Source organism: Paenibacillus psychroresistens (assembly GCF_009728935.1).
GTDB classification, from domain to species: domain Bacteria; phylum Bacillota; class Bacilli; order Paenibacillales; family NBRC-103111; genus Paenibacillus_AC; species Paenibacillus_AC psychroresistens.
This window is the reverse complement of sequence record NZ_CP034235.1, coordinates 522,971-549,626: the sequence shown is the minus strand read 5'-3', so window position 1 is coordinate 549,626 and position 26,656 is coordinate 522,971. Positions and strand designations below refer to the sequence as shown.

The 26,656-nt window shown below is 43.1% G+C and carries 28 protein-coding genes and 1 pseudogene; 8 read left to right on the top strand and 21 right to left on the bottom strand.

Annotation, left to right across the window (positions count from 1 at the left end; translation table 11 throughout):
* Positions 1-124: 124 nt before the first annotated feature.
* From EHS13_RS02780 to EHS13_RS02760, 5 genes are all read right to left on the bottom strand, one after another.
* Positions 125-1,318, bottom strand: coding sequence for a response regulator (locus tag EHS13_RS02780; protein WP_155698902.1), 1,194 nt, complete (start codon positions 1,316-1,318; stop codon positions 125-127).
* Positions 1,319-1,325: 7 nt separating this feature from the next.
* Positions 1,326-4,430, bottom strand: a complete 3,105-nt coding sequence (locus tag EHS13_RS02775) for a hybrid sensor histidine kinase/response regulator (RefSeq protein WP_155698901.1) — start codon at positions 4,428-4,430, stop codon at positions 1,326-1,328.
* 185 nt (positions 4,431-4,615) lie between these two features.
* Positions 4,616-6,877: a hypothetical protein gene (locus EHS13_RS02770; protein ID WP_155698900.1), complete on the bottom strand. Its 2,262-nt coding sequence runs from the start codon at positions 6,875-6,877 to the stop codon at positions 4,616-4,618.
* Positions 6,870-7,160, bottom strand: a complete 291-nt coding sequence (locus EHS13_RS02765) for a hypothetical protein (protein ID WP_155698899.1) — start codon at positions 7,158-7,160, stop codon at positions 6,870-6,872. The genes EHS13_RS02770 and EHS13_RS02765 overlap by 8 nt, the downstream gene beginning before the upstream one ends.
* Positions 7,161-7,237: 77 nt before the next feature.
* Entirely contained in the window at positions 7,238-9,259 is a 2,022-nt protein-coding gene (locus EHS13_RS02760) for a glycoside hydrolase family 2 TIM barrel-domain containing protein (RefSeq protein WP_162462929.1), read from the bottom strand.
* A gap of 200 nt (positions 9,260-9,459) precedes the next feature.
* On the opposite strand from EHS13_RS02760, the gene EHS13_RS02755 reads away from it, so the two are divergent.
* Complete coding sequence (locus tag EHS13_RS02755) at positions 9,460-11,526, top strand: right-handed parallel beta-helix repeat-containing protein (protein WP_155698897.1); 2,067 nt, start codon at positions 9,460-9,462, stop codon at positions 11,524-11,526.
* Between the two features lie 102 nt (positions 11,527-11,628).
* Here the strand turns inward: EHS13_RS02755 and EHS13_RS02750 are convergent, their stop codons facing one another.
* Together EHS13_RS02750 and EHS13_RS02745 are read right to left on the bottom strand one after the other, a co-directional pair.
* Positions 11,629-12,750 (bottom strand): NADH-dependent flavin oxidoreductase, encoded by a 1,122-nt coding sequence (locus tag EHS13_RS02750; RefSeq protein WP_155698896.1) that lies wholly within the window; start codon positions 12,748-12,750, stop codon positions 11,629-11,631.
* Between the two features lie 30 nt (positions 12,751-12,780).
* Positions 12,781-13,500 carry a DsbA family oxidoreductase gene (locus EHS13_RS02745; RefSeq protein WP_155698895.1) on the bottom strand — a complete coding sequence of 240 codons (720 nt, stop codon included), beginning with the start codon at positions 13,498-13,500 and terminating at the stop codon, positions 12,781-12,783.
* Between the two features lie 222 nt (positions 13,501-13,722).
* On the opposite strand from EHS13_RS02745, the gene EHS13_RS02740 reads away from it, so the two are divergent.
* Positions 13,723-14,325, top strand: coding sequence for a TetR/AcrR family transcriptional regulator (locus EHS13_RS02740; protein WP_155698894.1), 603 nt, complete (start codon positions 13,723-13,725; stop codon positions 14,323-14,325).
* A 67-nt stretch (positions 14,326-14,392) separates the two neighbouring features.
* Here the strand turns inward: EHS13_RS02740 and EHS13_RS02735 are convergent, their stop codons facing one another.
* The 4 genes from EHS13_RS02735 to EHS13_RS02720 all read right to left on the bottom strand — a co-directional run bounded on the left by EHS13_RS02735 (position 14,393) and on the right by EHS13_RS02720 (position 16,283).
* Entirely contained in the window at positions 14,393-14,767 is a 375-nt protein-coding gene (locus EHS13_RS02735) for a RidA family protein (protein WP_155698893.1), read from the bottom strand.
* Positions 14,768-14,902: 135 nt separating this feature from the next.
* Positions 14,903-15,355 (bottom strand): helix-turn-helix domain-containing protein, encoded by a 453-nt coding sequence (locus EHS13_RS02730; protein ID WP_155698892.1) that lies wholly within the window; start codon positions 15,353-15,355, stop codon positions 14,903-14,905.
* A 128-nt stretch (positions 15,356-15,483) separates the two neighbouring features.
* On the bottom strand, positions 15,484-15,696 hold the full coding sequence (locus tag EHS13_RS02725) for a hypothetical protein (protein WP_155698891.1): 213 nt from the start codon (positions 15,694-15,696) through the stop codon (positions 15,484-15,486).
* Positions 15,697-15,698: 2 nt separating this feature from the next.
* On the bottom strand, positions 15,699-16,283 hold the full coding sequence (locus EHS13_RS02720) for a TetR/AcrR family transcriptional regulator (RefSeq protein ID WP_155698890.1): 585 nt from the start codon (positions 16,281-16,283) through the stop codon (positions 15,699-15,701).
* Between the two features lie 138 nt (positions 16,284-16,421).
* On the opposite strand from EHS13_RS02720, the gene EHS13_RS02715 reads away from it, so the two are divergent.
* Together EHS13_RS02715 and EHS13_RS02710 are read left to right on the top strand one after the other, a co-directional pair.
* The gene (locus EHS13_RS02715; RefSeq protein ID WP_155698889.1) at positions 16,422-16,772 is read left to right on the top strand and encodes an ArsR/SmtB family transcription factor; all 351 of its coding nucleotides are present in this window, start codon (positions 16,422-16,424) and stop codon (positions 16,770-16,772) included.
* A gap of 77 nt (positions 16,773-16,849) precedes the next feature.
* Positions 16,850-17,530 carry an SRPBCC family protein gene (locus EHS13_RS02710; RefSeq protein WP_155698888.1) on the top strand — a complete coding sequence of 227 codons (681 nt, stop codon included), beginning with the start codon at positions 16,850-16,852 and terminating at the stop codon, positions 17,528-17,530.
* Positions 17,531-17,573: 43 nt separating this feature from the next.
* Here EHS13_RS02710 and EHS13_RS02705 read toward each other — a convergent pair whose 3' ends face one another.
* A complete protein-coding gene (locus tag EHS13_RS02705) occupies positions 17,574-18,230 on the bottom strand; it encodes an orotidine 5'-phosphate decarboxylase / HUMPS family protein (RefSeq protein ID WP_155698887.1) in 657 nt (218 codons plus the stop codon).
* A gap of 182 nt (positions 18,231-18,412) precedes the next feature.
* Between EHS13_RS02705 and EHS13_RS02700 the strand changes: the two genes are divergently transcribed.
* Complete coding sequence (locus tag EHS13_RS02700) at positions 18,413-18,601, top strand: DUF4177 domain-containing protein (RefSeq protein ID WP_155698886.1); 189 nt, start codon at positions 18,413-18,415, stop codon at positions 18,599-18,601.
* Positions 18,602-18,751: 150 nt separating this feature from the next.
* Here EHS13_RS02700 and EHS13_RS02695 read toward each other — a convergent pair whose 3' ends face one another.
* The 8 genes from EHS13_RS02695 to EHS13_RS02660 form a co-directional block, all read right to left on the bottom strand.
* On the bottom strand, positions 18,752-19,519 hold the full coding sequence (locus tag EHS13_RS02695) for an ABC transporter permease (protein ID WP_155698885.1): 768 nt from the start codon (positions 19,517-19,519) through the stop codon (positions 18,752-18,754).
* Complete coding sequence (locus EHS13_RS02690; protein ID WP_155698884.1) at positions 19,520-20,281, bottom strand: ABC transporter ATP-binding protein; 762 nt, start codon at positions 20,279-20,281, stop codon at positions 19,520-19,522.
* Positions 20,282-20,294: 13 nt separating this feature from the next.
* Entirely contained in the window at positions 20,295-21,161 is an 867-nt protein-coding gene (locus tag EHS13_RS02685; protein WP_155705198.1) for a pentapeptide repeat-containing protein, read from the bottom strand.
* Between the two features lie 17 nt (positions 21,162-21,178).
* On the bottom strand, positions 21,179-21,508 hold the full coding sequence (locus tag EHS13_RS02680; RefSeq protein WP_155698883.1) for a PadR family transcriptional regulator: 330 nt from the start codon (positions 21,506-21,508) through the stop codon (positions 21,179-21,181).
* Positions 21,509-21,694: 186 nt separating this feature from the next.
* Positions 21,695-22,444, bottom strand: a complete 750-nt coding sequence (locus EHS13_RS02675) for a class I SAM-dependent methyltransferase (RefSeq protein WP_155698882.1) — start codon at positions 22,442-22,444, stop codon at positions 21,695-21,697.
* Between the two features lie 31 nt (positions 22,445-22,475).
* Positions 22,476-22,946 carry a GNAT family N-acetyltransferase gene (locus EHS13_RS02670; RefSeq protein ID WP_155698881.1) on the bottom strand — a complete coding sequence of 157 codons (471 nt, stop codon included), beginning with the start codon at positions 22,944-22,946 and terminating at the stop codon, positions 22,476-22,478.
* Between the two features lie 5 nt (positions 22,947-22,951).
* Entirely contained in the window at positions 22,952-23,365 is a 414-nt protein-coding gene (locus EHS13_RS02665; RefSeq protein ID WP_155698880.1) for a hypothetical protein, read from the bottom strand.
* Positions 23,362-23,736, bottom strand: coding sequence for a hypothetical protein (locus EHS13_RS02660; protein ID WP_162462927.1), 375 nt, complete (start codon positions 23,734-23,736; stop codon positions 23,362-23,364). Before EHS13_RS02660 ends, EHS13_RS02665 begins: the two co-directional genes overlap by 4 nt.
* A 103-nt stretch (positions 23,737-23,839) precedes the next feature.
* On the opposite strand from EHS13_RS02660, the gene tnpA reads away from it, so the two are divergent.
* The 3 genes from tnpA to tnpC all read left to right on the top strand — a co-directional run bounded on the left by tnpA (position 23,840) and on the right by tnpC (position 26,174).
* The gene (gene tnpA / locus EHS13_RS02655; RefSeq protein ID WP_155698876.1) at positions 23,840-24,166 is read left to right on the top strand and encodes an IS66 family insertion sequence element accessory protein TnpA; all 327 of its coding nucleotides are present in this window, start codon (positions 23,840-23,842) and stop codon (positions 24,164-24,166) included.
* Entirely contained in the window at positions 24,160-24,513 is a 354-nt protein-coding gene (tnpB, locus tag EHS13_RS02650; RefSeq protein ID WP_155698875.1) for an IS66 family insertion sequence element accessory protein TnpB, read from the top strand. Before tnpA ends, tnpB begins: the two co-directional genes overlap by 7 nt.
* A 77-nt stretch (positions 24,514-24,590) precedes the next feature.
* Entirely contained in the window at positions 24,591-26,174 is a 1,584-nt protein-coding gene (gene tnpC, locus EHS13_RS02645) for an IS66 family transposase (RefSeq protein WP_155698878.1), read from the top strand.
* A 47-nt stretch (positions 26,175-26,221) separates the two neighbouring features.
* On the opposite strand, the pseudogene EHS13_RS02640 reads toward tnpC, so the two are convergent.
* Positions 26,222-26,581, bottom strand: a pseudogene (locus tag EHS13_RS02640) (class I SAM-dependent methyltransferase); the annotation flags it as partial.
* Between the last annotated feature and the right edge of the window lie 75 nt (positions 26,582-26,656).

The window sequence follows — 26,656 nt, the reverse complement described above, 5'->3', positions numbered from 1 at the left end:
ATATTCATTCTCCTTTAAAGCTAATTTTCGCTAAAATAACCTATGTTCCTACATAATTCATCCTAACAGACCATTCTGATCAATTTCTAACCCGATTATTTCCCATAAAAAAAAGCAGCCAAACCTAGGAAATATCCTTGGCGTTGCTGCTGTACAATCGGTCGTATAAGTGAATCGTTGTTTCCATCGGTTCAATACCCAATTCTTCTTTCATCAACCTCGTAAATCGTTCATAATGAAGGATCATTGATTGTCGATCACCCATCCTAGCATATCCCAACAGGATGGAATCGTTGATTTGGTCGTGAAAGGGATGCCTCTTATGGGCATTAAGCAAACAATTCATCGCTGAATCATAATTAGGTATGGAACTATAGTAATCTGCCATTCGTGTTAATAAAGTGATGTAGGTATCCTTCAACGCTTTCTCAGTCTCGTAAGCCCAGATATATCCTTCTTTTTCCAAGTAATTATCTTTATATAAGCTAGCAGCGGTTTCACATGCGCCGATGCTGCCTGCATCGACTTCCATGCCGCCAGCGACTCGTTCAAATTCTTCTGCATCGCACCACAGCTCCAGTAATTCAAGCCGATAACCATTATCCTTGTACGCCAGCTTTTCCTTGCAGCCCAGGCTGTTCATCTTTTTTCTGATGTTATATACACAGGTATGCAGAAAAGCAGTGGCTTGTTCCGGGTTTGCACCTGGCCATAGGTCTTCAAGTATCGTTGCTTTCGACACAAACCGGTTCCGTCTATGCACCAAGTACGCCATCAGCTCACGATCTTTTAGCCGCCTCCAATTCACAGTCTCGCCCGTCTGTGCATCCACGATCCACTCAAAGTGACCGAAGCAATAGAAGCCCTGACCCAGAATCGAATTCTTTTTATTGCTCTCAAGAACGTCAGCCTCGGCTAGCTCCGCCTCCATTTTCTGCTCTCCCTGATTTCTTCCTTCCCAGTTCCTTATTAAACGGTCAACTGTTTTTTTCAACCTGCCTGCCGTTGGTGGCTTCAATAAATAATCGACTGCATTCAATTCAAAAGCATTAATCGCATATTGGTTGTACGCAGTTACGAAAACAATCTCTATTGCCGGAGCAACCTCCATTAAGAATTCCGCAGCTTCGATACCATTCATCCCAGGCATCTGGATATCAAGAAACACAACGTCAACCTTTTCCGTCTGAATTCTACTGATCGCCTCTTCCGGCCGAGTAAACTTCCCCACAATCTCAATATTGACATTGGTCGCAAGCAATCTTTCCATAAGAGCCAATACAGGCTCTTCGTCATCAACCAGAAACACACGCAGCATTTTCACTTCACCTCGTTGGGATTCGTATTGTTATTTTTGTACCGTGTCCCTGAACGCTTTCAATTTCCATTCCTTTACCATACGAGTTTCGCAAGCGACGTTCTATATTTATAAGACCAATACCTCGGAGACCGTGCTTCTTTTCTTTCAACATAACCAGCACTGCATCTGGGATCCCTGGACCATTATCCGTTACACTAATTACAACAGCATCTTCACTCGCATGAATGGAAATATGGATGGTTCCCCCCTCAGGTTGATGCATAACTCCATGCTTAACTGCATTCTCGACAATCGGTTGAACGATCAACGGCGGAATCTCTTGCAGGATATGTTCTTCAATATCGAATGTAATTTGCAGCCGCTCTCCAAACCGCGCTTTCTCGATTTTTAAGTACGAATCTACTAGATCCATCTCTTTACTAACCGATACAAGTCGCTCGCGATTCTGAAAATCAAAGCTTCCCCGCAAATATTCGCTCAAATCTCCTAGTAAATCCTGTGCTTTAGCAACATCTGTATAGCTTACTGATATAATCGTTGTGAATGCATTAAACAGAAAATGTGGCTTGATCTGCGCTTGGAGGAAAGCCATCTCGGAGCTGATCAACTCACTAACAGAAGTTTTCATGTTCAAAAGAGATCGAATTCGTGCTCTTAGCTCCCCAGACTCGACGGGTTTACTAATGAAATCGTTAACCCCAGCTTCAAAAGCTGCCAGCATGTCCTCCGATCGATTTCTTGCAGTCAACAGCAATACAGGAAGCTCGGATAACGAATACTGCTCACGAATTCCGCGACATACTTCGTAACCGGACATGCCAGGCATCATTAAATCGATTATCGCCAAATCAATATGTGGATTACGCTGCACCTCTGCCAATGCCTTAGTACCATTCGAAACCGCTATAACCGTGCAATTTTCGGAAGATAAGAGAGTCGTCAGCACTTGTCGATTAACCGGATCATCATCTGCGACAAGAATTGTAAATTCTCTTCCTCCGTCTGATACCGAAGTTTCCTCTGATGAAGCTTCCACTCCTGCTGCGAGCTCCACCAATCCACGTGACCATTCAACGAACGCATCGTGTTCCACCGAATGGGTAATTAATTCACTTGCCGTCGGGAGGGTGAAGGTAAATGTCGATCCTTTACCAAATTCAGACGTCACTCGGATGGTACCGCCATGAAGCTCAACCAATCGCCTCGTAACGCTAAGACCCAGTCCCGTTCCACCGTATTCCATGGCAATTGTTCTACCTGCCTGATCAAAAGACTCAAAAATCTTTTCTTGATTGCCCGGAGCAATTCCGATCCCCGTATCGTGAACCGATATTTCCAACCATCCATCTGTCTCTCTGGCTGTGACGCGAATCTCACCGTACTCTGTAAATTTAAGTGCATTTCCTATCAAGTTATACATGATTTGCACAAGCCTGTCTTCATCTGCATTCACAGTTAGAAGATTGCTAGGCAGCTCGTCCACAAACCGGACCTGCTTATCTCCTGCCAAATGCCGGAACATCTCCAGCACTACACTCACCAAAGGCTGCACTCCGACTGTACTTCGTCTAAGAATAAGCTCACCGTTCTTCAATTTAGAGAAATCGAGAATATCATTAATTAAATTAGCTAATCTGCGTGAAATAGAGACAATTGTACTCAAATTCCCCTTTTCAGCTGCATTCAATCTAATTGCGGCACCCTCAAGCACCGACTGGGAGAGGTTAATAATTCCGTGTATGGGAGTCTTCAGTTCATGCGAGGTATGAGCTAGAAATTCATCCTTCAACCGATCGAGAGACAATAGCTTCTCCGTCATCAGCTCAATCGTGTGGAACGCGTTCGAGAACCGCCGTGCCATTACGGTCGACTCAATGAAAATAAGGGCGAACATACCTAGTGGAAAAAGCTGTTTGCCAATTAAAAAATAAGGATACGGATTCTGTAAAAATAGAATGTCATGAACCATCGTCCCAAATAGAATAAGTGCGCCAGTCATTTGCAGCCCGGAACCATTTCGTTTTCGTTTTATAGCTACAATAAGGCCATATATAAAATATAGACAGCTTAATAGAACAAACAAATGAAAACCGTTAGTCAAGCGAGTATAGATACTCGTCGGTAAAACAAGGATGGTCATAATAAAACTGCAGTTGATCCACATCATGGGTCTAACGATTTTTTTGGAGAATTCATCTGGGTAAAGCTCACGAATGAATAGCGTTGTTAATGCAATACCTCCGTAATAGGTGAAATATTCAAAGAAAATAAGCAGTCGTATATTGGCATTCGGAAAAATATCCAACAGGAGGATTTCTTTTAAAGACAGGATCCTTATGACAACGATTAAACAAATCAGTCCGAAATATAGCGGGGACTTATCCTTCCTACGCAATATAAAAATCACGATATGATACAAGCCCATCATCAACGTGCTGCCCATAATAATCATATCGATCGCAAGCTCTGTTTTATTGATTTCAGCAATTCGTTCCACAGTACCTAACTGAAACACATTCCACATGCCACCACGGGCATAAAGATAGTTGGATATTTGTACAGCAATATCAAATTCCTTGGCAGCTGGCTGAAAAATAATCGTTTGCGGCAAATAAGCAGCAACAGCTTGCTCCTTGGTTTTCGCGACTTTCCCGCTTACCGCTATCGTCTTGCCGTCCACTATCACTTTATAGGATGTTGCCGTTGTCGGGATTCTCAAAGCAAGAGAAGTAAGCTTGCCGTCTGTCTTAACCTTCACATGATACGTCGCATATCCTTGTCCAGGTAAGCTCTTTCCACCTTCTTGATACTTATTCCAAACACTTGGCGCTTCAACGTACATAGCCGTTTGTTGAATATCCAGCTGGTTGAAGTCCACCGTTGAAAGCAGCCGCTCCCAATAAAAGCCCCATTCTCCAGCGAGCTTAATCTTGCCTTTCTTTTCGAGGTCCCATTGAGACAAATCCAATACGCCTTGTACGATCTCGGGGTCCTTCTCAGGCCGCTGCTTCTCAGCCGGTCCCTGCATTAGAAAATAACTAGATACCACTATGGCAATGAATACTATAATTGCTGTTACTCTTATGTATCGTTTTTTATATAGGGGCATAGTTCACTTCCTTCTGAAAGCTACAAAATCAGAACATTTGTCTATCAATCGGCTCATTATATCATTATTTCTGTATCATAGTATTTAACATTTGATTAACGTTTCATTAATAACCGCAATCATAGAAAATCCAGTGTAAAACCGTTTATTACGGTTTCACACTGGATGATATTCGCAAACTATTTTTACAACGGAACTTGTATCGTTGCTCCTGGGTCAAGCTCAATCCGCTGCCAGCCGATAGAAGCACATTGCCCAAGCGGCTTTTCTGCTTGCTCCTTATTCTCAATCAACAATTTAATCTTTGCTGGAAATGTTGTTCGATTACACACCGATAGTACATAGCTGCCGTTTTCTGTTACCTCAAGCCCGCATATTACCTGATCGATGGCTGTAACCTGCTTGTTAGCCAGATTTACATATATTCCAGGCAGCTCTGCATAAGTAAGCATCAGTGAGACCTCGCACCAGCATGAAAGGGGAATGACCTCACCAACATACGCTTTCCCCTCCCAATCACTCATATTAACCCGCTCACTCATATAGCCTGCAGGCATATCATTGCCATCCCAGCCTCTGACTGGGCGATCCTCTCGCGATAAATATTGGGGCAGATTGCCAGCAATCTCTCTTAAAAGCTCTATATACTGCTCATTACCAGTTGCCCGGTAAAGCTTGAATAAAGAATCGCCGGATAGAGTGCAAATTCCAGGTGCACTATGTTTGTTCTGAACATTGGCGATCACCGAGCCAGTCGTGCGAATAGCCAATTGCTCGAAGGTCGAGCCCTCTGGAAACTTGAAGTCATAGGAGACACACCATGTCATACATTGCAAAGCTGCTTCTTCTGCTCGCTTGATCCATATCTTGTCGTCACTAGTCTCATATAGCACAATGTACGACTCAAGCAGAGCAAATGCAGATTCACTGTCCGGACACTGCAGAATCTCTCCAGGTCCACCTGTCGTTACCCCTAGTACGGTGTATTGCTTATAGTAATAATCTGCTGATTGCTGAGCCACTTCATTGTAAGCCGCATTATCGAAATATTGGCCACAAAGCGCCAGCCCCGCTGGTGTAATCCCTGCAGCTGCAGAGCCGCCAATTAGAATATCTCCCGTTTCAGTAGAAACCCATTGGCCGAATTGGCCATACTTGTGCCACAAGCTAACGAAAGCATCGGCAAGCCGCCTAGTTCCATTAAGCCATATTTCTGGAATAATGAAGGTCGGCCGTACCCGCTCCAACGCAATCAGATGCTTCATTATAAAATATAACGCATCCGCACTCTTGCGCAGGATATGCCATTGCTCAGGATGCAGCCTGTCTGGATCGTCATTAAATTCGTCCCCATACCATTGCCCTCTATAACAAACTCCATGAAAAAAACCAGACTCAGTCTGACTGCTGAATAGGAAGTTTAGCGTGCTAATCGCTCGATCTGCTGATAATTCACTGCCTTCGAGCAGCAGCGCCAAGCTCGACATGCCGCCGCCAACCCAGCCAACCTGCCAATCCTGATGCCGCATATCGACAGTACCTACTGCATAATAACCTTGCTGTTCGTTCCAGTTCATTGCATTGTATTTCTGCTCCTGAATTTGCCATGCAGCAGAAAAGGGCAAGCTTGATGCCAGATTAGCTGGTGGCTCGTTTTGCCGGCGTACCTCAGCATATTTATCGAACAGCTCCTGTACACTTGTGCAAGGGAATCGGTAAACTCGGCATCTCAGCTGTACCGTTTCTCCTGGCTCGAAGTCATGTCCTCTATCGGTACTAGGTATTTTAGTTGTAGCCATCTCGTATTTTAATTGCGGTCTAACCCCCGGTGCTTGGAATGATATTTGTGCTGAGCTTCTATCTGCATTCTCCTCCATATGTATCGAGGTATCTCCGAGTGTTGTCGCTTGCTCTGTTACGAAGAGCCAGCCGTGAGCCGACTTGCCGTCTATAAAGCCAATCACAGGCGAAGCTGCATCACCGGTTAATAGATGAAAAGCAGAAGGTATCCCCGATTCAATGGACAGGCGAGGCACATCTGTAATCAAGGTTGGCACATCTGGTCCGTGGTCATCGAGCTTGCTCCAGCATGGGGCATAAGGTAAATCACGCACACCAAATCGATTTCCAGCATATATCGCGCCAGGCACGAGCACATAATTTTGTTCCGACCAATCCTTCCATATAAAAGATAAAGCCACCGCGGATTGATTCGAATTATTACATGAATGAAATTTGGCTATTAACTCCAATCCGTCCTTACTGTCAACAAGTCCTTCATAGTCAACATCCACTGTCCACTCCGCTCCAAAAGCCATTTCTGCTTTACCCGTTGTACCTTCCCAGAATACTTTACAGCTCTCGATCGGCTCAGCCTCTACATATCTAGTAATACGGCCTTCGAGCTGCACACCTGCTGCTTCTAGTAATAAATGCAAATCAGACATATCTCATCTCCTTTTCCGGACAAACCTGAATTAATAGCGCATCTGACAGCAAGCCTGGGCTGCTAGCCTTTAGTTTTAGGCTGCCCGCTGTTTTCCCTGCTTGCAGCAAAGCCAATGCATGACCATTAAACGCTCTTCGGCTGTTTGCCTGATCCGATTCGTGGCTGCTGGGATTGCCATTGCCTACTCCGAGCGACGAGCCTGCGCCATCGACGGCGAAATTTATTTCAGAATCTGCATAAGGAACGACATGCCCCAACTCATCAACTATACTTACTCGCACAGCAGTTACATCTGTACCGTCCGATTTAATTACTGTCCTGTCAGACTCTAAGCGGATAGCATGCGGCTTGCCTGCCGTTATGCGCTTGCCCTCTGCTGCAATGGCTCCGTTAATCCTGCCGATTGCCTTAAGCTCGCCCGCTCATAAGCAACGCTCCATTCCATGCTGCTTAATGGTTCAACCAACCGTTCTCCAAGGGACTGACCATTTAAGACCAGCTCAATTGTCTCACAATTGGTGTAGGCCATAACACGAATAAGCTCCCCTTCTCGCTCTGGCCAGTTCCAATGTGGGAGCAGGTGAACCAGCGGTTCCTCGGTCCATAATGCTTTTATAAAATAATAGATATCCTTAGGAAACCCACACGTATCCATCATCCCGAAGTGTGAGCTAATACATGGCCATTCGTAAGGTGTTGGTTCTCCTCTATAATCAAAACCTGTCCAGAGGAATACGCCAGTGAGGAAGCGATTATGAATCACATCCGCCCATGACTTTTCGGGACTGCAGCCCCAAGACGGAATGTTCGTTCCATAGGATGAGCAGTACCCTTTAATCGGATCATCCTCATAGATACCTCTAGTCGTTGTAAAGCTAGCGGACTCGCTGCCTAGAATAAGCCGATTCGGATATTGGCGTCGTCCATCCACATCTGCCCCTCTGTGCCCATAGTTATAACCGACGATATCAACAGCATCCGCATAACCCCCACTGCTCCAGCCGTGATTCATCGACGCCAGCGTTGGCCTTGTTGAATCGAGCTTATGTGCTGCATCTGACATCGTTCTTAGAATACGCGCTCCCATGACTGTACCTTCCAGTACCTCCTCATTCTCCATGCTCCAAATTATGACCGAAGGATGATTACGATCCCGCAATATCATACTCTTCAGCTCTTGAATTCCTCTTAGGCTGCTGTCCAGCTTCCGATTCTCATCCATAACGAGCAAACCCAATTGGTCACACAGATCCAATAGCTCCGGAGTTGGAGGATGATGAGCACTGCGGTAAGCATTGCAGCCCATCTCTTTCAGCAGCTTGAGCTTATAGGCAATTAACGCGTCAGGCATCGCCACCCCAACCCCAGCAAAGTCCTGATGATTACAGGTTCCTTTTATAAGATACGGACTCCCATTTAAAATAAACCCGCGTTCGGCATCAAATTCAGCACTTCGAATACCAAAGGTCGTCACATATTGATCGATCAAACTTTCATTCTCGTAAAGCTCGGAGATTGCTGTATATAAGTAAGGATCCTCTGGCGACCAAAGCCTGGGAGCCTCTATCTTCAAAATCATCTCGATGCTGATTTCCTCATGGCCATTAACGCTTGATTGACTTACTTGCTCGGCAACCTTCCTGCCGCTATCGCGCTCCAATATATTCGTACGAAGCTCGAATGATCGCCTATTCATACTTTCATTGCTCATTTTCGAATCGACTCGCACTTCTGCTTGCTTCTCCGCTATGAGCGGTGTTGTTATAAAAGTACCCCATTGTGCGATGTGCAGAGAATCGGTCGATTGCAGCCACACATGGCGGTAAATACCACTGCCCTCATACCACCAGCCCTCGTGATCGCTGGAATCCACCTTAACAAGGATGATATTCTCTCCTTCCACAGCACCATAGCGAAGCACATCGGTAATATCGTAAGCGAAGCTCGTATAACCTCCGAAGCGTTCTCCGATGAGATGACCGTTAACCCATACCGTGCTTTTGCCAGACACACCGTCGAAATGCAGGGTCATTCTTCGACCTAGCTGCTCGGCTGGAATAGTAAACCGCTTGCGATAGAAGCCAATGCCTGCAGACAAATATCCGTGGCTGCCTGCTCTCGAGCCCATTAACGGATCGTTGACGAACTGTCCTTCGGGACACCAATCATGCGGTAATCGCACAGACGTCCAGCCCTCTTGAACCTGCTGAGCTTCCTTATCCACGTAAGCAATGTCCAGCCATTCACCTTGTTCGCGCTCACCGCAATCGGTCATTCCTCCGGTCATTCCACCTTTAACTGCGTATGGAATTGCAATATCCCCCTTGTGAAATACCCAGCCCTCATCAAAATTTTCTCTGCTTCTTACAGTATGCGTCATTCCATTCATCCTCCATTTACGGACTTAATCACGGTCGTGATGATGCCCATTTCTATTGCTAGAAGGTTACATTAGCACGGGAATAATCCGCAGTCTACTGTACTAAAAACGATTACATGTACTTTATTTGAAGGCTCTTGCATCCTATCGACATTGGTTTTATAACTAAAAGGTACGGTTAATAATGGGAGGTCTTCAGCATGGATTATTATATTGCGGCAAACGGTAGCGACAATCAGAATGGCAGCATCGATGCCCCGTTTCAATCGATTACTAAAGCACAACAAGCAGTGCGCGAATATATCAAGCTTGGCATGAAACAGGATGTAACCGTTTATTTGCGTGGCGGTCTATACGAACTTGAGTCCCCTCTTCGTTTTGAAGAAAAAGATTCTGGAAGAGACGGGTTCCAAGTCCGCTATTGCAGCTTTCCTGGAGAAGAAGCTACCCTATTTGGAGGTAAACGAATTACTGAGTGGGTTCCGTTTGACGAGAACATCTGGCAGGCTAAGCTGGAGAGCGGCATAAAATTCAATACACTTTATGCAGATGACGCACGCGTTAAACAGGCACGTTTGCCAGCCGTAGGTTACTTCGAGACGGATGAGCATCCTGTTAGTGATGTAGTTAACTCCAAGCAGCTAGGCATACACTACCATGCGGAAGATTTTGCAGCTGATTGCAATCTCGCAGGGGCACAGGCTTTCGTTTGGCCAGGTGAAGGCGAGTGGAACTGGTTCTCGGAGCTGAAGCCAATTGCCTCAGTCGATGCTGACAAGTGTTACTTACAATTTGAGAGCCCCTCAACTTGGCCTATCGGAGCGGGTTCACGTTATTATGTTCAAGGGGCACTAGGCTTGCTCCGCGCGCCAGGGCAATTCCACTTGGATTCGAGTGCAGGCGTCGTCTATTATTGGCCAGCTAACGAAGCCGCTAATCCGAATGAACAAACCATCATCGCGCCAATGGTACAAAGACTGCTCGATATTAGCGGAGCGGGTCCGCAGCAGCTCGTTAGCAGCTTAATCTTCTCGGAGCTGACACTCGCTTGTACGGATTTTTTCCGCGAATATCGGATGATGGATGATAATGTCGAGCAGGATGAGCATCGTGAAGGATTAGTTTATATCAACCATGCTGAGGATGTTCGAATTGAAGCCTGCAAGCTGCTTAATTCAGGGAGCTGCGGGGTTTTCCTTGACCATTATTCGAGGCATATTGTTATTGACGGCAACGATATTCAGCATCTTGGTTATATAGGCATCAGTCTGAACGGGTTTGCGCCAGGAGCGGGTCCTTTCGTTAGTGCAGCTGCGTCGTATACAAACTGCCATAACCGCATAACGAATAACCGGATTGAGCATGGCGGAGAGTTGGTTGGTCATGGCTGCGGAATCTTGCTATATCAGAGCGGGGATAATGAGATAGCGCATAATCTTATTGCTGATATGCCGCGCTATGGCGTATCCATGAAAGGACTTAGGCATAAGGCAATGCCGAATGAGCTCTACGATATCCCTGTTACTTGGGATAATCATTGGGAATTCCTCCACAGCCGAAATAATTACATCGCTTTCAACGACATCTCCGGAGTTATGACAGATAGCCAAGACGGTGGGTTGATTGAAGCATGGGGAGTTGGAAGAGGCAATATCATTCATAGCAATTTCCTGCATGATAGTGGAATTCACTTTTCCTTTGGCTTTGGGATTTATTTGGACGATGCTGCAGATGATTTTACCGTGACGAATAATGTAATTACACGTTTGTATAGCACCGGGGAAGGCAAGCTCTGGATGCTGATTTTCTCTAAAGGCATTGGCAATCGCATCAAAAATAACCTTCTAGTCTCGAATCCACAAGCAATCTCAGCGATCGGCTCTCAGGAAATGGCGGATGAGGAGAACAAACATATTCAAATTGATTGCAATATTATTTATAATTCGGGTTATTTGTATTATTTTGTGAACTACAGTGATGAGCGCTTCACAGCAGCAGATCGCAACATGTATTGGAGAGATGGCGAGCCTTGCTTAGTAGCGGGATGTTTGCCTTTACCTTCAAGTGTTGAGGATGTGTTGGAGAGAAACGAATACGATTTGGCACAGTGGCGTACCCTTTCGAATGGCAAATACGATGGTGAGACACTTCTCGTTGAACCGTTGTTTGTGCAGACCGAAGCAGCGAATTACCGTTTGCTGCCCCACTCACCCGCTTATGGTTTAGGCTGGACTGACATCGAGTTCGCTAAGATCGGACCGAAGTAAATTCATACCTGCTTTAGCATCGATTTTTGATGCTAAAGCAGGTTTTGAGTTTGATATTAGAGGACATAAATCTTATCCTCTAATTCTCAACTTTCTGGACCCTTATACAACTGGGAACCATCCAGGTACATTAATAAGCATGTTCCACAAGGCGTCTGGTATGACCAGATCTTTTTGATCCGTTCTTGGCAGGGTCGTTCTGATCTCGTTTTCTTGATTGTTTATGACCTTTTCAACCCATTTCGGTTCCATAATGATAGCATGCCCTAATGCCAATAATGGAACTCCCGTTTCTAATGCCTTATTAACATCCTCCGGTGAAGAAAGTCCTCCAACCCCGATTACAGGTACACGATTGCCTACCCGTTCTTGAATAAGCAAAACACGTGATTTCGAATCCGTCTCATCTCGCATTGATCCATCCCAAAAACCTCTTACGGAGATATGAATATAGTCTAGCTTCTGTTCAGCCAGAACATCTACCAAATGAAGAGTATCTTCCATGGTTATTCCGGGATTTTCTCTTTCTTCAGGCGACAGTCTATATCCAACAATGAACGGGACTTTCGCATGTTTAGCGATTGTTTTTTTTACGATTTCGATTATTGCAAGTGGAAATGCCATTCTTTTATCAATAGTGCCACCCCACTGATCCGATCGCAGATTGGAATGTGCGGAAAAAAATTGCTGAATTAAGTACGTATTTGCGCCTTGTATCTCAACGCCGTCAAAACCAGCTTCGATCGCTCTGCGAGTTGCTTCACCAAAAGCTTTAATCGTATCTTGGATTGTTTCTTCCGTCATTTCTCTTGGAACAACTGAACCCGGACGTTCTGAAGCTACAGCACTAGCACCTATCGGCTGCTTGCCATTAATCAGATCAGGCGAAGCCATTCTACCAGCATGATAAATTTGTAAGATCGCTTTTGCCCCTTGAGCTTGAATGGTACCAGATAGAATTTTCAAACTAGGAATTAATGCGTCATCATCCACACCAATTTCGTTAATAAAAGCTATTCCTTCTAGCGAAACATGGCTCGACGCTGTAATAACGGCACCGACTCCACCTGAGCGCTCACGATAATAAGCAAGTTCTTGCTCTGACACGCCTCCATCCACAAGGGAGGAAGAGTTTGTCATCGGTGCCATTAACACTCGATTCTTAAGTTGTATTCCTGAAGGGAAAGTAAATGGTTCAACAATTGTTTTATAGTTTGGATTCATTTTTTTGTTGCCTCCTTATAGTAAAACAAATTAAATCTTGCAAACTCCATCCGCACAGAGACCACCCTCGGAATCGCCATTTGAAACATCGTCGATCATCTGTAGAGGATGTTCTTCTCTCCATACTTGTTCAAGTAGGTCCAAGAACGCGTTGCTTGTCCGTACTCCGGATACAGCATACTTATCATTGAAGATATAGAACGGTACGCCTGTAATTCCTAACTGGGAACCATGCTGCCGCTCGTTTTTTACCGTATCTTTGTATTGATCACTGGAAAGAATATCAAGAGCTTCATTTGTATTAAGACCAATCTCGCCTGCAAGCTTAACAAGTGTTTCATGATCGCCAATATCCAATAAATCGGTAAAATAAGCTTTATGAGCTCGTGCCATCCACTCTCTTGCTTTGCCTTGTTCTTGTGCATAAACAGCCAAGCGAAGAGCGTCTAGCGTATTTGATGGAATCATTGTATCGAGATTATAAATGAGCCCAATTTCTTTGGCCATCTGGATCACCGATTTATTACCTTCTCTCACATAATCAGTGGACATTCCCCCACCATGAATTTCGGCTGTCCAAGTATAATAATCTTTGCCGGTATTGCTCGGAGCGTTTGGGAATAGTTGGAACGGTCTAAAGACTATTTTCACTTCTGCTTTATGCTCAAATTGTTCAAGTGCTGTTTCCAAATTTGTTTTGCCAATATAGCACAACGGGCACATGACATCGGACCAGACCTCTATTTTCATAATTCCTTCGCCTCTTTCCCATGATTTGTAAAACTAAGCTTCTCCCACATGTGTGAATATTGCCGATTATTCAATCAACAACAGTTGATTAGTTAACATGTATTGATTTATATTATAAAGAGTCTCTGCAAAATCTCAATCGCTAAAAGATTGCCTTTTGTTTACTAATCAACACATGATTTAATTCTGTTCATAATCATTAAAGGACGGTGAACATATAGCATGCCAAAAATAGATAGAAGAATAAATAAGACTAGGGAAGCAATCAGCAAAGCTCTAATTGAGTTGATGTCTGTGAAAAAATTTGAGAATATTACGATCAACGAAATTTCGGAAAAAGCCAATCTTAACAGAGGGACACTTTACCTTCACTATACGGACAAATATGATTTACTCGACAAATGTATAAAGGATCATTTAAGTAAAATGGTACAGTTTTGCACTTTATCAAAGCCTGGCGAGGAAAGAATAGATGTATTTAATTCCTTACTGCCGATGTTTCAACATTTTGAAGAGCATTTTTTATTTTATTCCTCCATGCTGAGCGATCAAGGTATAACTTGTTTTCAGGAACAGCTGAGCCGATTGGTCAAGAATGGAATTACCGAACGCTTGAAGACCGGGGAAATTAACCAAGAGGATAAGAAAGAGATCGTCGTTCAATTTATGGCTTCTGCTTTCGTCGGAGTTGTGGAATGGTGGATTAAAAATAATATGTCTCTTTCTCCGCAAATTATGGCGCAAGAAGTATGGGACATCTTTGAAAGAAATTATTCACCATTTGGTGAATATCCACCCCGCCTGTCTGCAGATACTAGAATATAGGCAATGCAAATAATCCCGCCTATGGACGGGATTATTCTTGTTTTTTGCCGAATAACTCGTATTTCAACTATTCAATCAATGCAATAGCATCAATTTGAACTAATATATGACCAACAACACATGTAATCGTTCTTGCAGGATAAGGGGCAGAGAAATACTCCTTATAATAGTCATTAAATTCGTCGAAGTTAGCGCCTTCTCCAAGAAAGACAGTCACCTTTACAACATCGCTTAATTGGGCTCCGGCTTCAGTTAGAATGGCTTTCAAATTTTCTAAGGATCTTCTTGCTTGATATTTCATTGTGCTATCCTCACACATACCGCTTAGAGGCTCAAAAGGACCTTGGCCTGCTACATAAACGGTATTGCCAACCTTGATTGCTTGGGAATAAGGCATATTACCTGGTTGCTGTGCTTGATCCGTAAGAATAACTTTTTTCATAGTTCCTCCTAATTTTTAGTTGAATATTTAAATATTCTATTCGCTTTCGTACGCCTTATTCCTCCCCGTTAACAAGGAAAAGGGCTATCCTAAGGTAGCCCTAAATGTTGGTCTATCGTTTTCCGTTAGATTGTTTTAATCTTCTTTAAATTTTTCTTTAACAACCCCGGAACCAATCCCTGCACCGATCATTAAAATTAATGCTCCAAAATTCCAAAGAAACGATCCACCAAACAAAGTAAAATCTAAATCAGTAAATTTTTTCAGAATAATAACTCCTATTTTTATCACCAAAAGAGCAATTCCTATTAAAAATAAAACATCAAATATAAATTTTAATTTCGGATGCGCCAATTGCTTACTATCTTTTATAACTTTCTTTGTCAATTCCTCATCACTCCTTAATAATTCATCAATGGTTACACCAAAAAGATCACTTACTTTAATAATGATTTCAATGCTTGGATAATTCTGATCATTCTCCCATTTAGAAACGGACTGTCGACTTACAAAAAGTTTTTCTGCTAGTTCTTCTTGGGACCAGCCTTTATTCTTTCGCTCATTTTTTAACTTTTCTCCAAAAATCATTTCAACAACTACCTTTCTTCAATCTATACTCTATTGTTGTCAAACCTGATGCTAAAAGTAAAGATAACTTTAGTTGCATTCCCCTGCAACCTCAGGTTGCCTTCAGTAAGATCCTTATGTAATAACGCTTATTCTCTAGTAGTGGAAGATTCAGTAATACGGAATAAGAAAAGGCTAACTAATATCAATATTATTGAGACAATTATGATCACTGTATTTGAGAGTTCAAATTCTGTAAAATTGTATCCTTGCCCCCGAAGTCCTGACACCACTCCTCTTATAAGCTTTTGTGCTGCTACGACAAAAAGTACCATTGCCAAAATTCTTAAAAATACTTTCATTTTCATTCCTCCAATTTATTCGATATTGTAGCGGATTCGAAAATCATTATTACCTCTCTAACCGCATTGTCTACATCCTCAATTTCATCTTTTGCAATTGCTAAACTTATCGAATCTATGACACTTCTAACGCTTCTTGCCATAATTTCCGGTGAAAAATCTCTAAAAGTTTTTTCAACCTGTTGACCATATTGGAAAATTTCAATTAACGGTTGATATAAACTATCGTCACCTCCTTTAAACAATACTTCTCCTTCCGAAGTACGGCTGTTTAGGATGATGTCCACTATTGCAATGGTCATCTTTTTTCTCCCTTTTACAAAATTCAGGTTTGACTCCATATAGCTATTTAAAGTATCCTTAGCGCTTTTATCAACTCTAATATGCTCCTCCATATATTGCGCAGCTTCTTCGTAATACTTCATTACCGCAGACTGCAACAATAATTCTTTTGTTGGAAAATGATAAGTAATTACACCTTTACTTACGTTAAGCAAGCTTGCCACCTTACCTACCGAAAAATTTGAAAACCCCAATTTCATAATAATATCTATTGCTGCATCGATAATTTGTGCTTTCTTTCCCATTTTTCACCTCTAGAAATAGTACGATCGTACTAAAAATAGCACGGCCGTACTAATATATCAATATCTTATACAAAACTGTTATTCATTGAGTAAAATCGATCAGTTGAAAAATTTATTTTTTCTGATATAGTTAACCATATGGTTAAACAATATGAAGACAACCTCGACGCTATTTTCCATGCGCTCTCCGATCCGACTCGAAGAGAGATGGTCAGACTACTGTCCCTGCAAGAGCGAACAGTGTCGGAGCTGGCTGCGCCCTTTAACATGTCGCTTGTCGCTGCCTCCAAGCACATTAAAGTGCTTGAGCATACCGGCCTGCTGCACCGTACGATTGTCGGGAGAACGCATATCTGCTCCCTCGAAAGGCAAGTACTCACCGCAGCAAGCAAATGGCTGTATTTTTACGAACAATTTTGGAATAATCAATTTGACGGGCTTGAACGCGAGCTGAAAAAGGACGAAAAGGACGAAAAGGAGAAGCATTAGAGGTTTCGTAGGAACCTATGAGATGAGAAACCAGTTAATTATTTTGCCAAATTTCTGATAGAAAAGGATGTTTACTAATGGCTAATGTATCGCAAACCACCCTAATAATGGTACGTCAATTTGATGTTCCGACTGAAAGAGTATTTGATGCGTGGATAAACCCCGTTATGATGAGAAGATGGCTAATGACCAATGAAGGCACCAATAAGATAGCAGTCAACGAGCCTTATGTAGGCGGTAGATGGACCATTGTTGATCAACGCGATGGTATCGAATATACGGCTACAGGGGAATACTTGAAAATCGAGCGTCCGAACCTCTTGATCTTTACCTTCCAGATGCCTCAATTCAGTGAATTGATCGACCGCCTTACGGTAGAGCTCAGAGAGTTAGAGAAAGGCTGCGAAATGACATTCACGCAGGTCATCAACGTGGCTCACGAGGAAGACTGGACCGAAGCCGATATCGAGAAAGCCCATGGCGAAAACTATAGCGGCTCGGAGCATGGCTGGAATTTAATGTTCGGCGGTTTGAAAGACATTCTGTCTTTATATGCGCTTATTCAACAAATCGGGCCAGAGCGATTGGCAGAATTGAGCGATCAAGCGCTTAAGAATGCAGGTGAAGATTATTTCAAAAATGAGAATGCACAAGCTATATATAGCCTTCGCTATTTAGGCTACGTTGAGCATGAATCCGCCCTCTTCACGGATGTAGGCGTGCAATTGCTGAAGCAGCTAGCGGTTGATGCTAATTAAGTAAATGCGGAGAAGGTTGCAGTCAGCAGCCTTCTTTACATTCTCATATTCTTGCACTAGAGGTGAATCTAACCTCATTAATTTGTTCTTTTGCTTTTATCGCTGCTTCCGATATGTATCTGAACATGTCAGTTTTAGTTATTTTTTTCCAAGCTTCATCTTGGTTAAGATAAGAATAAATAATGCCCCTTGAGGACGATATGACTGCACCGATACCATTCTCATCAAAAAACACACCTAAATCCTCCGCTTTCCCTCCCTGCATCCCAAACCCAGGAACCAGAAAAATCGAATGGGGTAACGTTTTTCGTATCCTTTTTGCCTCTTCTGGATAAGTAGCCCCAACAACTGCGCCTATAAATGAATAATTATTGATACCTACTGTCTTACTCGCCAATTCTTCAATTTGCTCCGCCAAATTTGACCATATCACCTGAAACGTTCCATTTCCTAAAAAAGCTCGAGCATAGGCAGTTGAAGTTGAACCAATATCCCCTCTTTTGACATCGTTAATGACTATTAAATCTTTTGAACGTGCATAGCTAATTGTTTTTTCCAATGCTCTAATGCCATAACTACCGTATACTTCGTAATAAGCGAGTTGGGGCTTTACAGCTATTACATGATCAGCAACAGCATCAATTATGATTTTATTAAAATAATATATGGCATCTGCTATACTTTCGTTGGACGAATACATCTGCAAAATTCTCCATAATGTATACCCCCTCAAGTTCTTTATCCATCATTATGATACCTGTAAACCGCCCATTTGAGCAACTACCACCCTTTCCTGAATGGGCAGCATAATTGAACACATATAGGTAATTTATGGTAAAATAATGATGCTGAGAATGTATATAATTCTGGGGAGGAAATAAAATGCAAAGATTTGAATACAAAACGGTTATTTTTAGTCATAAAGGGTTAATTAAAACAAAATTTGATATGGATGATGAATTGAACAAACTCGGCAACGAAGGTTGGGAACTTGTAGCTATGGTTACTCCTGTATCTGGCATGGGGAGTTCGCTTGAGCTATTTGCGACATTTAAACGAATACTATTGTGAAATACACGATTGCTTTGGGAATAGCTTCATGAGTAGAGTCGTAAGGCAAAATAAAAAGCACCACTTGGGTGCTTGCTTTAAGCTGAGCTGATATATCGGTACTTGGGGCAGCACCAGGATTTTATTTGATACAGAAAACTGATCATTTATTCACACCCGTTTTTTATACACCCGCATCGCAAAGAAATAAGCCACGAGCATAATTCCGACGCACCACGCAAGAGCGACCCATATATCATTGCCTACCGGCAGACCTGACAGTAGCGCACGTATGGCATCCACGATCGAGGTCACTGGCTGGTTTTCGGCAAAGGCTCGAACGACCGACGGCATCGTCTCGGTCGGCACAAACGCCGAGCTGATAAATGGCAGGAAGATAATCGGGTAGGCAAAGGCGCTTGCACCATCCACCGATTTTGCAGACAGTCCGGCAATTACTGCGACCCAGGTTAATGCCAGTGTAAACAGAGCGAGTATGCCAGCTACTGCAAGCCAAGCAAGTATCCCCGCGGATGAATGAAAGCCCATAATCAACGCTACGATAATGATGACGACAACCGATATAGCATTGGATACCAGCGAGGTCAGCACATGCCCCCACAGTAAAGCTGAACGTGAAATCGGCATGGAGTTAAACCGCTCGACTATACCCCGTTGCACATCGTTAAACAGGCGGAAAGACGTGTAGGATGTTCCACTAGCAATAGAAATTAGTAATATACCAGGCAACAAGTAGTTCACATAGCTATCTGTTCCGGTCTGAATGGCACCGCCGAATACATAGACGAACAGCAACATCATTGCGATCGGCATGATGGTAACCGTGATAATAGTGTCCATGCTGCGGGAAATATGGCGCATGGAACGTCCAAGCATAACGCCTAAATCGATGAAAAAGTGTTTTTTTGCAGTTTCCATTTAATTCCCCTCCTTTTTGCCGACGATTGCGAGAAAAATCTGCTCCAATGTCGGCTGTTTTTCCACATACTCCACCTCTGCGGATGGGAACAGCTTTTTTAGCTCCGAGAGCGTGCCGTTGGCGATAATCCTACCCTCATGCAGAATGGCAATTCGGTCGGCAAGCTGCTCGGCCTCCTCCAGATACTGCGTGGTTAGTAGTACCGTCGTGCCGCCGTTAGCAAGCTCCTTAACAATCTTCCAAACCTCGATGCGTGCCTCGGGGTCAAGCCCGGTGGTCGGCTCGTCGAGGAAAATGATCTGCGGTTTTCCCACAAGGCTCAAGGCGATGTCGAGCCTGCGGCGCATACCACCCGAATAAGTAGACACCCTGCGGTCGGCGGCGTCTGTCAAGCCGAAGCTTTTAAGCAAGTCGTCCGCAACCTGACGCGGATTTTTGAGGTATCGTAGCTTGGCAATCAAGATTAGATTTTCCCGTCCGGTCAATATTTCGTCTACGGCGGCAAATTGCCCGGTCAAACTGATCGACTGCCGCACATTCTCGGGTTTTGACGCAACATCGAATCCGTTTACGGTGGCGGTTCCGCTGTCTTGTTTGAGCAGCGTGGTGAGGATTTTTACAACCGTTGTCTTACCCGCCCCGTTGGAGCCGAGCAGTGCAAAAATACTGCCCTTTTCCACCTCGAAATCAACACCCTTTAGGACTTGAAGCTGCTTGTAGGATTTTTGTAGTCCAATGACTTGAATCGAATTATTTTTCATATTTTTCCCCTCCTTATATAACTGTAACTTTTGACAAATCGGCGCCCATGCCTTTAAGCGAAGCATAGGTCAGTTTATCCATGAATGCGCCGTCAAAGCAGATGGTCTTGATGGAACGGTAATACTTATTGGTCAATGAAAAATACGCCTGAAAAGACACATTCTTGAGTGTAGCACCTCTAAACGAAGCATCGTTTAATGCTGACTTGTCAAACTTAACGCCGATAAAGGTTTGCCCGTCTAGACGCAGCCCGCTCAGATCACAATATTTGAAGTCCACACCGTCAAAGATACATCCATCAAAGATTGTTTTTCTGAGTTCGATCATGTTAAATATGACGTCAGTCAGTTTTACACCTGTGAATTTAGCTCCGTCCATCCCCGACGTGCTGAAGTTGGTGCGTACAAGGATCGATTTATTGAAGCTTGCATTCACAAGGTCAAGTGTGGATAGGATGCAGTCAGTCAGATTCGCACCGTCAAAATTGGCTTCACGTACGTCGCTGGCCTTAAACGAACTGCCGGTCAAGTCAGCACCTGAAAAGTCGGAGCCGCGTAACGCGCTAGCATTAAATTGACCTTTACGCGCAATTACACCGGCAAAGTCGCTCTTTGGCAGGTTGCTTGCGTTAAAGTTTGTCACCACCTGCCGCTCCAGTGAGCGGGAGAGGTTGGCGACCTCCAGTATCGTTTGCTCAATGTCGCCGATGCTTTCAATAGTCATTTCAAAAGCTGTTTCATCATCCTTGCCCTCAGCTTTGAGTTCACGGTACCGCTCCTGCAAATCGGTGAGCAGGTCGGCCTTTAATTCGGTGGCGCTTTTTACCCCATCGTATGGCGTGAAAACACCGTTCAAATAATTTGTTAATTTTGGATTCATCATATCAAATCTCTCCTTTATAATAGGTTTTCTAGTACGCGTTTTGAATACTCCCAGTTGCTTTTGTTGCGGGTGTAAGCACCCTTGCCCTTATCAGTAATCCTAAAATACTTGCGCCGTCCTCCCTGAGTTTCATCGCCCCAATACCACTCGATATCGCCGTCTACCTCAAGTCGCCGGACGCTGGAGTACATCGTGGCTTCCTTCAACTCATACTCGCCGCCTGAGCGCTCGGCAATCAGCTTGACAATCTCATATCCATAGCGGTCAGCTTCAGATAAAAGCCGTAAAATCATCGTATCAGTATGTCCGCGCAGCAGGTCGGATGTAATTTTGTTCTCGCTCATATCATCACCTCCATATTTGTATAATACGACATACTACTATGTCTGTCAAGGTAATATTTTAAATTAGGTACCTTGATTGAAAAGTGAAATAGAAAACATAAATATACCGATGCCCACTCCGACTTATACATCGGTGTAGGCATCGGTATGAATGTTCGCCGTTAAGTTCTAGTTTGGATCAACCCATTATCTCTTTGCGATTATCATGAATCGTTTCGAATTAGTCTGTATTCCTTGCTCAGTTTGATTTTCCTCAATAAATTTTTGAAGTATTCTAAAATCATTATCAAATTCTCCGAAGTTAGGAACTATCGGGGTGTATTTTAAAAGAAATACCAGATCTTCATACGTTTTATAATATTCCGTCGCATCATATTCAAAGGACTGAATATCGGTAAATCCTGCTTCCGCTAACTCGGATAGGTATTTCTCTTTCAATGTTCCTTGCTCAGGTCTGAATTGCTGACCTCTTCCGAAAGCTTGTTTAATGTTAAATTTATCGTTATCGCTTACTTGCTGTGTTAGGAACACACCGTCTTTCTTCAAGACTTTTGCTACCTCTTTTGCATAAAAACTTGAGTGCCGGCAAGATACCACATTAAAAAAGCTCGAAGGAAATTCAATTTTTTCAGCATCCATTAGTAAGAACCGTACATTTTGTTTCATTGCCTTTTGCAAATTAGCATTAGCGGTTTGTATCATGCCATTCGTATGATCAATTCCCACTAGCAATATAGCAGAATCAGTGAAAGCTAACAATTTTTCTCCGCCACCCGTACCAATGTCAAGCAGTAAATCAGACTTCTTACATCTTTGAGTTACTTCACTGTAAAAATCCCACTGCTCACCTTCAGACACAACTTGTAATTTACTAAAGTCCCAACCGTTTAATTTTCCAACCTTGTCGTAAAAGTTCTTATACTCTACTTTGTCCATATTCTTTTTTCCACCTTTAAAATGAGATGAATTATGATAACTGATCCCTGAAGAACACACAATTTCCTTTTGCTTCACTTGAAAGGCTTGAGTAATTGTATTTTTTCAAATAATCACTAATTATATTCTGGTCCCGATGCCACCATAACATGGGAAGATCATAATTTTTTACAAACCCTAACTTTGTTGCTAACTTTATCGATCGTAGATTACCAGCATCACAATTATAATTGGGTGTTAGATTATTGTTCAAACAATGTTCGATAAAAGCTGTGCCAGCAAGTGTAGCTAGCCCTTGATTCTGGTACTCCTCCACCGTCACAATATCAATATCCGCGGACCCTCCACCTACAAACCAAGCATTGCAAACACTAGCAAAATGATCATCCATCATAATGCAGTAACCAAAACCTCGATCCATAAAGTGCTGTGCAGAACTCCATAGCGAGTCATAAGAAGAGTCCATTTCTTTGCGATATTTGTCAAACAAGATGCCGTCCATTCGTTTCAATACAAATTGATCGGGAATGTGTTAATAGTTTTTAGATCATGGAATTTGGATAGATCGAATGTAAAAAAAGATCGGTTTAATAATACAGACCTTCCAGCCAACCTTCCACTAATTTGAAATAGCAGTTCTGTTGTTGTTGCAAATAGATCATAGTAATTTGAATGATTCTGATCATTCATCAAAAATTCAACTACATCGTCCATGAAGCGTTTATTCTCACCATTTCCAGCCAAAAGATACTGTCCATATGAATGGATGATAAGGATGCTAGCAGGATTAACACTATGATCAACAAACACTTTTCCCGCTTGATTATTATCAATTACGGAATAGGCAAACACAGGCTCAAACGCTAGATTTTTTAGAAGTGGCAGCACACGATTGTACTCGTCTTTGGATAATTCAATCATATTGAACACTCGATTACTTGAAAAAAGGTACCTTCTCCATACCCATCCTTCACTCCTTGAACTACAATATTTCGAAACCCATTTGACTTGAGAGTACTCTTAAATTCTTCTATCTCGTAAAGACGAAGAGGGAAATCCATAATTTCCGTTTTTTCTATTTGCCCATTTTTAACAGATTGATACTTCAACTTGCTATAAAGCATACTCTCTTCATCGTTATAATGAGTTTTTTTGTATGCAATAATTAATTCATCATCAAACTGTTCTCTTCCCGACTCTACCCATTCAGGAATTGCTTCGACTTCGATCCCATTGTGTTTAAACATAATCGTTAATAGTAGCTTGCCTTCACTTTTGAGGGCTGATTTCAAATTGTAGAGACTTTTGTTAAGTAAGCGTAAAATACTCCCCACCTAAAAATATGAATTTTTCTATGAGATAATCTTCCTCAGATTTAATGAAGGAGGTTCTCTTATGGATAGCAATCAACGAACTCAGGATTGGATAACAAGAATAGCAGACTTTAAATCCAGTGGACTTACAATGTCAGCATGGTGCAAAACGCATACGCAAAGTATGCATCAATTGAAGTACTGGCTCAAGAAAATGAATATTTCCGTACGTCCAAGCTCCTCATCTTCTTCCACGCAATGGCTGCCGGTTACTCTCGCTAGCAACAAACAAAAAGTAGATATAACGGGCAACCTCGTTGTTCGAGTTGGCTCTGCAAGTATTGAGGTTCCAGCAGACTTTAACGCCAATCTACTTCGTGACCTTGTACGCACATTAACTTCATGCTAAATGCTTCGAGCATCGAACGTGTTTACCTCGCTTGCGGCAATACAGATCTGCGCAAATCGATTGATGGACTCACCGTGCTGGTTAAAGAAGGCTTTGAGTTGGATCCCTTCTCATCCAGCCTCTTCGTATTCTGTAATCGCAATCGAGACAAACTCAAAATTTTGCATTGGGATCACAATGGCTTTTGGCTCTATTACCGTCGGCTGGAACGCGGTACATTTCGTTGGCCTTCTTCGAATACAACTCCTTTAGTCGTCGGTTACCGTGAATTGCGCTGGCTTTTGGATGGACTTTCACTTGAGCAACAGCAAGCGCATCCTTCCGTTACCGAACGCACCGTGATCTAACTTCAAGGAACAGGAAGTTCGAGATTTTGACAAAATTGTTGAAAGGAAAACGGTGAGCTAGGTCGAAAAAGTTAGATATGGAAACCACAACGGATACGTCCCACCCTACAATAGAAGAGTTACAACAACAAAATATAAAACTGGCCAAACAAAACGCCGAACTGTCTGCGAAGCTGGCTTGGTTCGAGGAGCAATTCCGTCTCAGCCAGAAGAAACAATTCGGTGCATCAAGTGAACGAACGCATCCGGATCAATTGGATCTCTTTAACGAAGCCGAGTCGGATGCCAATCCCGCTGCAGAAGAACCAACGTTGGAATCCGTTACCTACAGCCGCAAGAAACAAAGCGGACAACGAGAGGCCATGGTTGAGAATTTACCTGTAGAGACGATCGAGTACCGCTTGTCCGAAGAAGAACAAACTTGTTCATGCTGCGGTGGAAACTTGCATGAAATGAGCACTGAAACGCGCCAAGAACTGAAGCTTATTCCTGCTGAAATTAAGCTCGTGAAGCATGTGCGTTTCGTTTATGCTTGCCGTCGCTGTGAGGTCGAGGCGACCACGACACCTGTGGTTACAGCACCGATGCCACGTCCGGTTTATCCGGGAAGCCTAGTCTCTTCCTCGATGATGGCTTACATCATGAGCCAAAAATATGTAGAAAGCATGCCCCTTTACCGTCAGGAGCAGCAGTTTGCACGACTTGGCGTAGCCTTGTCCCGTCAGACGTTAGCCAATTGGATGATCCATGGTGCAGATACTTGGTTGCGATTGCTGGTTGAACGCATGCACGAGCATCTGCTTCAAAAGGACATTCTACATGCAGATGAGACGACCTTGCAGGTGCTGCGAGAACCAGGTCGATCTGCAGAGAGCCAGTCTTATCTTTGGCTTTATCGTACCGGGCGCGAAGGTCCGCCTATCATTATCTATGAGTACCAGCCAACACGAGCAGGGGAACACCCGCGCAAGTTTTTAACGGGTTTCAAAGGTTACCTGCATGTTGACGGTTACTCGGGATACCACAAGATAATGAATGTGACCTTAGTCGGTTGCTGGGCTCACGCCCGTCGCAAATTTGATGAGGCCCTGCAGGCATTACCGGATCCTAAACGATCCACTCCTGTAACTGCCAGTGAAGGTTTAGATTTCTGCAACCGTCTCTTCGCTATTGAGCGAGAGATTAAGGATTCTACACCTGAAGAGCGTACAACCATTCGAATGGCGCGTAGTCGCCCGATTCTGGATGCTTTTTCAGCATGGCTTCGTACACAGCGATCTCGCGTTTTACCCAAGAGTAAACTCGGGGAGGCAATTATTTATTGCCAAAACCAATGGGAGAAGCTCGAGGCTTTCATGAAAGACGGTCGCTTAGAGATCGATAACAACCGAAGCGAACGCTCGATTAAGCCCTTTGTCATCGGTCGAAAAAACTGGATGTTCAGCAATACGCCTCGCGGTGCAAAGGCAAGTGCCATGATCTATAGTATGATCGAAACGGCTAAAGAGAATGGATTAAATCCAATGATCTACCTGACTTATCTATTTGAGAAACTCCCCAATTTAGAAGACCCAAAAGACACGAAAGCTTTAGATATGCTATTGCCCTGGTCACAGACTTTGCCTCTGACCTGTCGTGTATTCAATAAGAAAACCACTTAGTCCCCGTCCTTTGTACTTGTGCAAGGTGGGGGCTGTTTTACGCTTACTTTGTTAACCAACGTATCTGTCAAAAGTGAAAACGAACCAAATGGGATAATAATTAAGTCAAATTTATTAATTCCGTTGTACTCTTCTATTTTTTCATAGTATATATTTGGTTTTAGATTGAGTCTCGCCCCTTTTTCCATACATACCTTAAGCATCTCCTCTGAGATATCAAACCCTTCAATACTAATGCCTTTTTCCATAAAAGGGATAAGCATTCTACCGTTTCCACACATCGGTTCCAACACTTTCATTTGATCATTCTTAACAAAGGTAAGATAAAAATCAAGCTCTATTCCTTCTGCATAAGATTTACTGCTTTCATACATTTTCGTACATAGTTGCCCATAGTAATCATTCATTTATTTTCTCCCTACATCAACTTGTTAAACCTTATTCTCAAATCGTTTTATACTATTTATTGTACTTCAACCGTC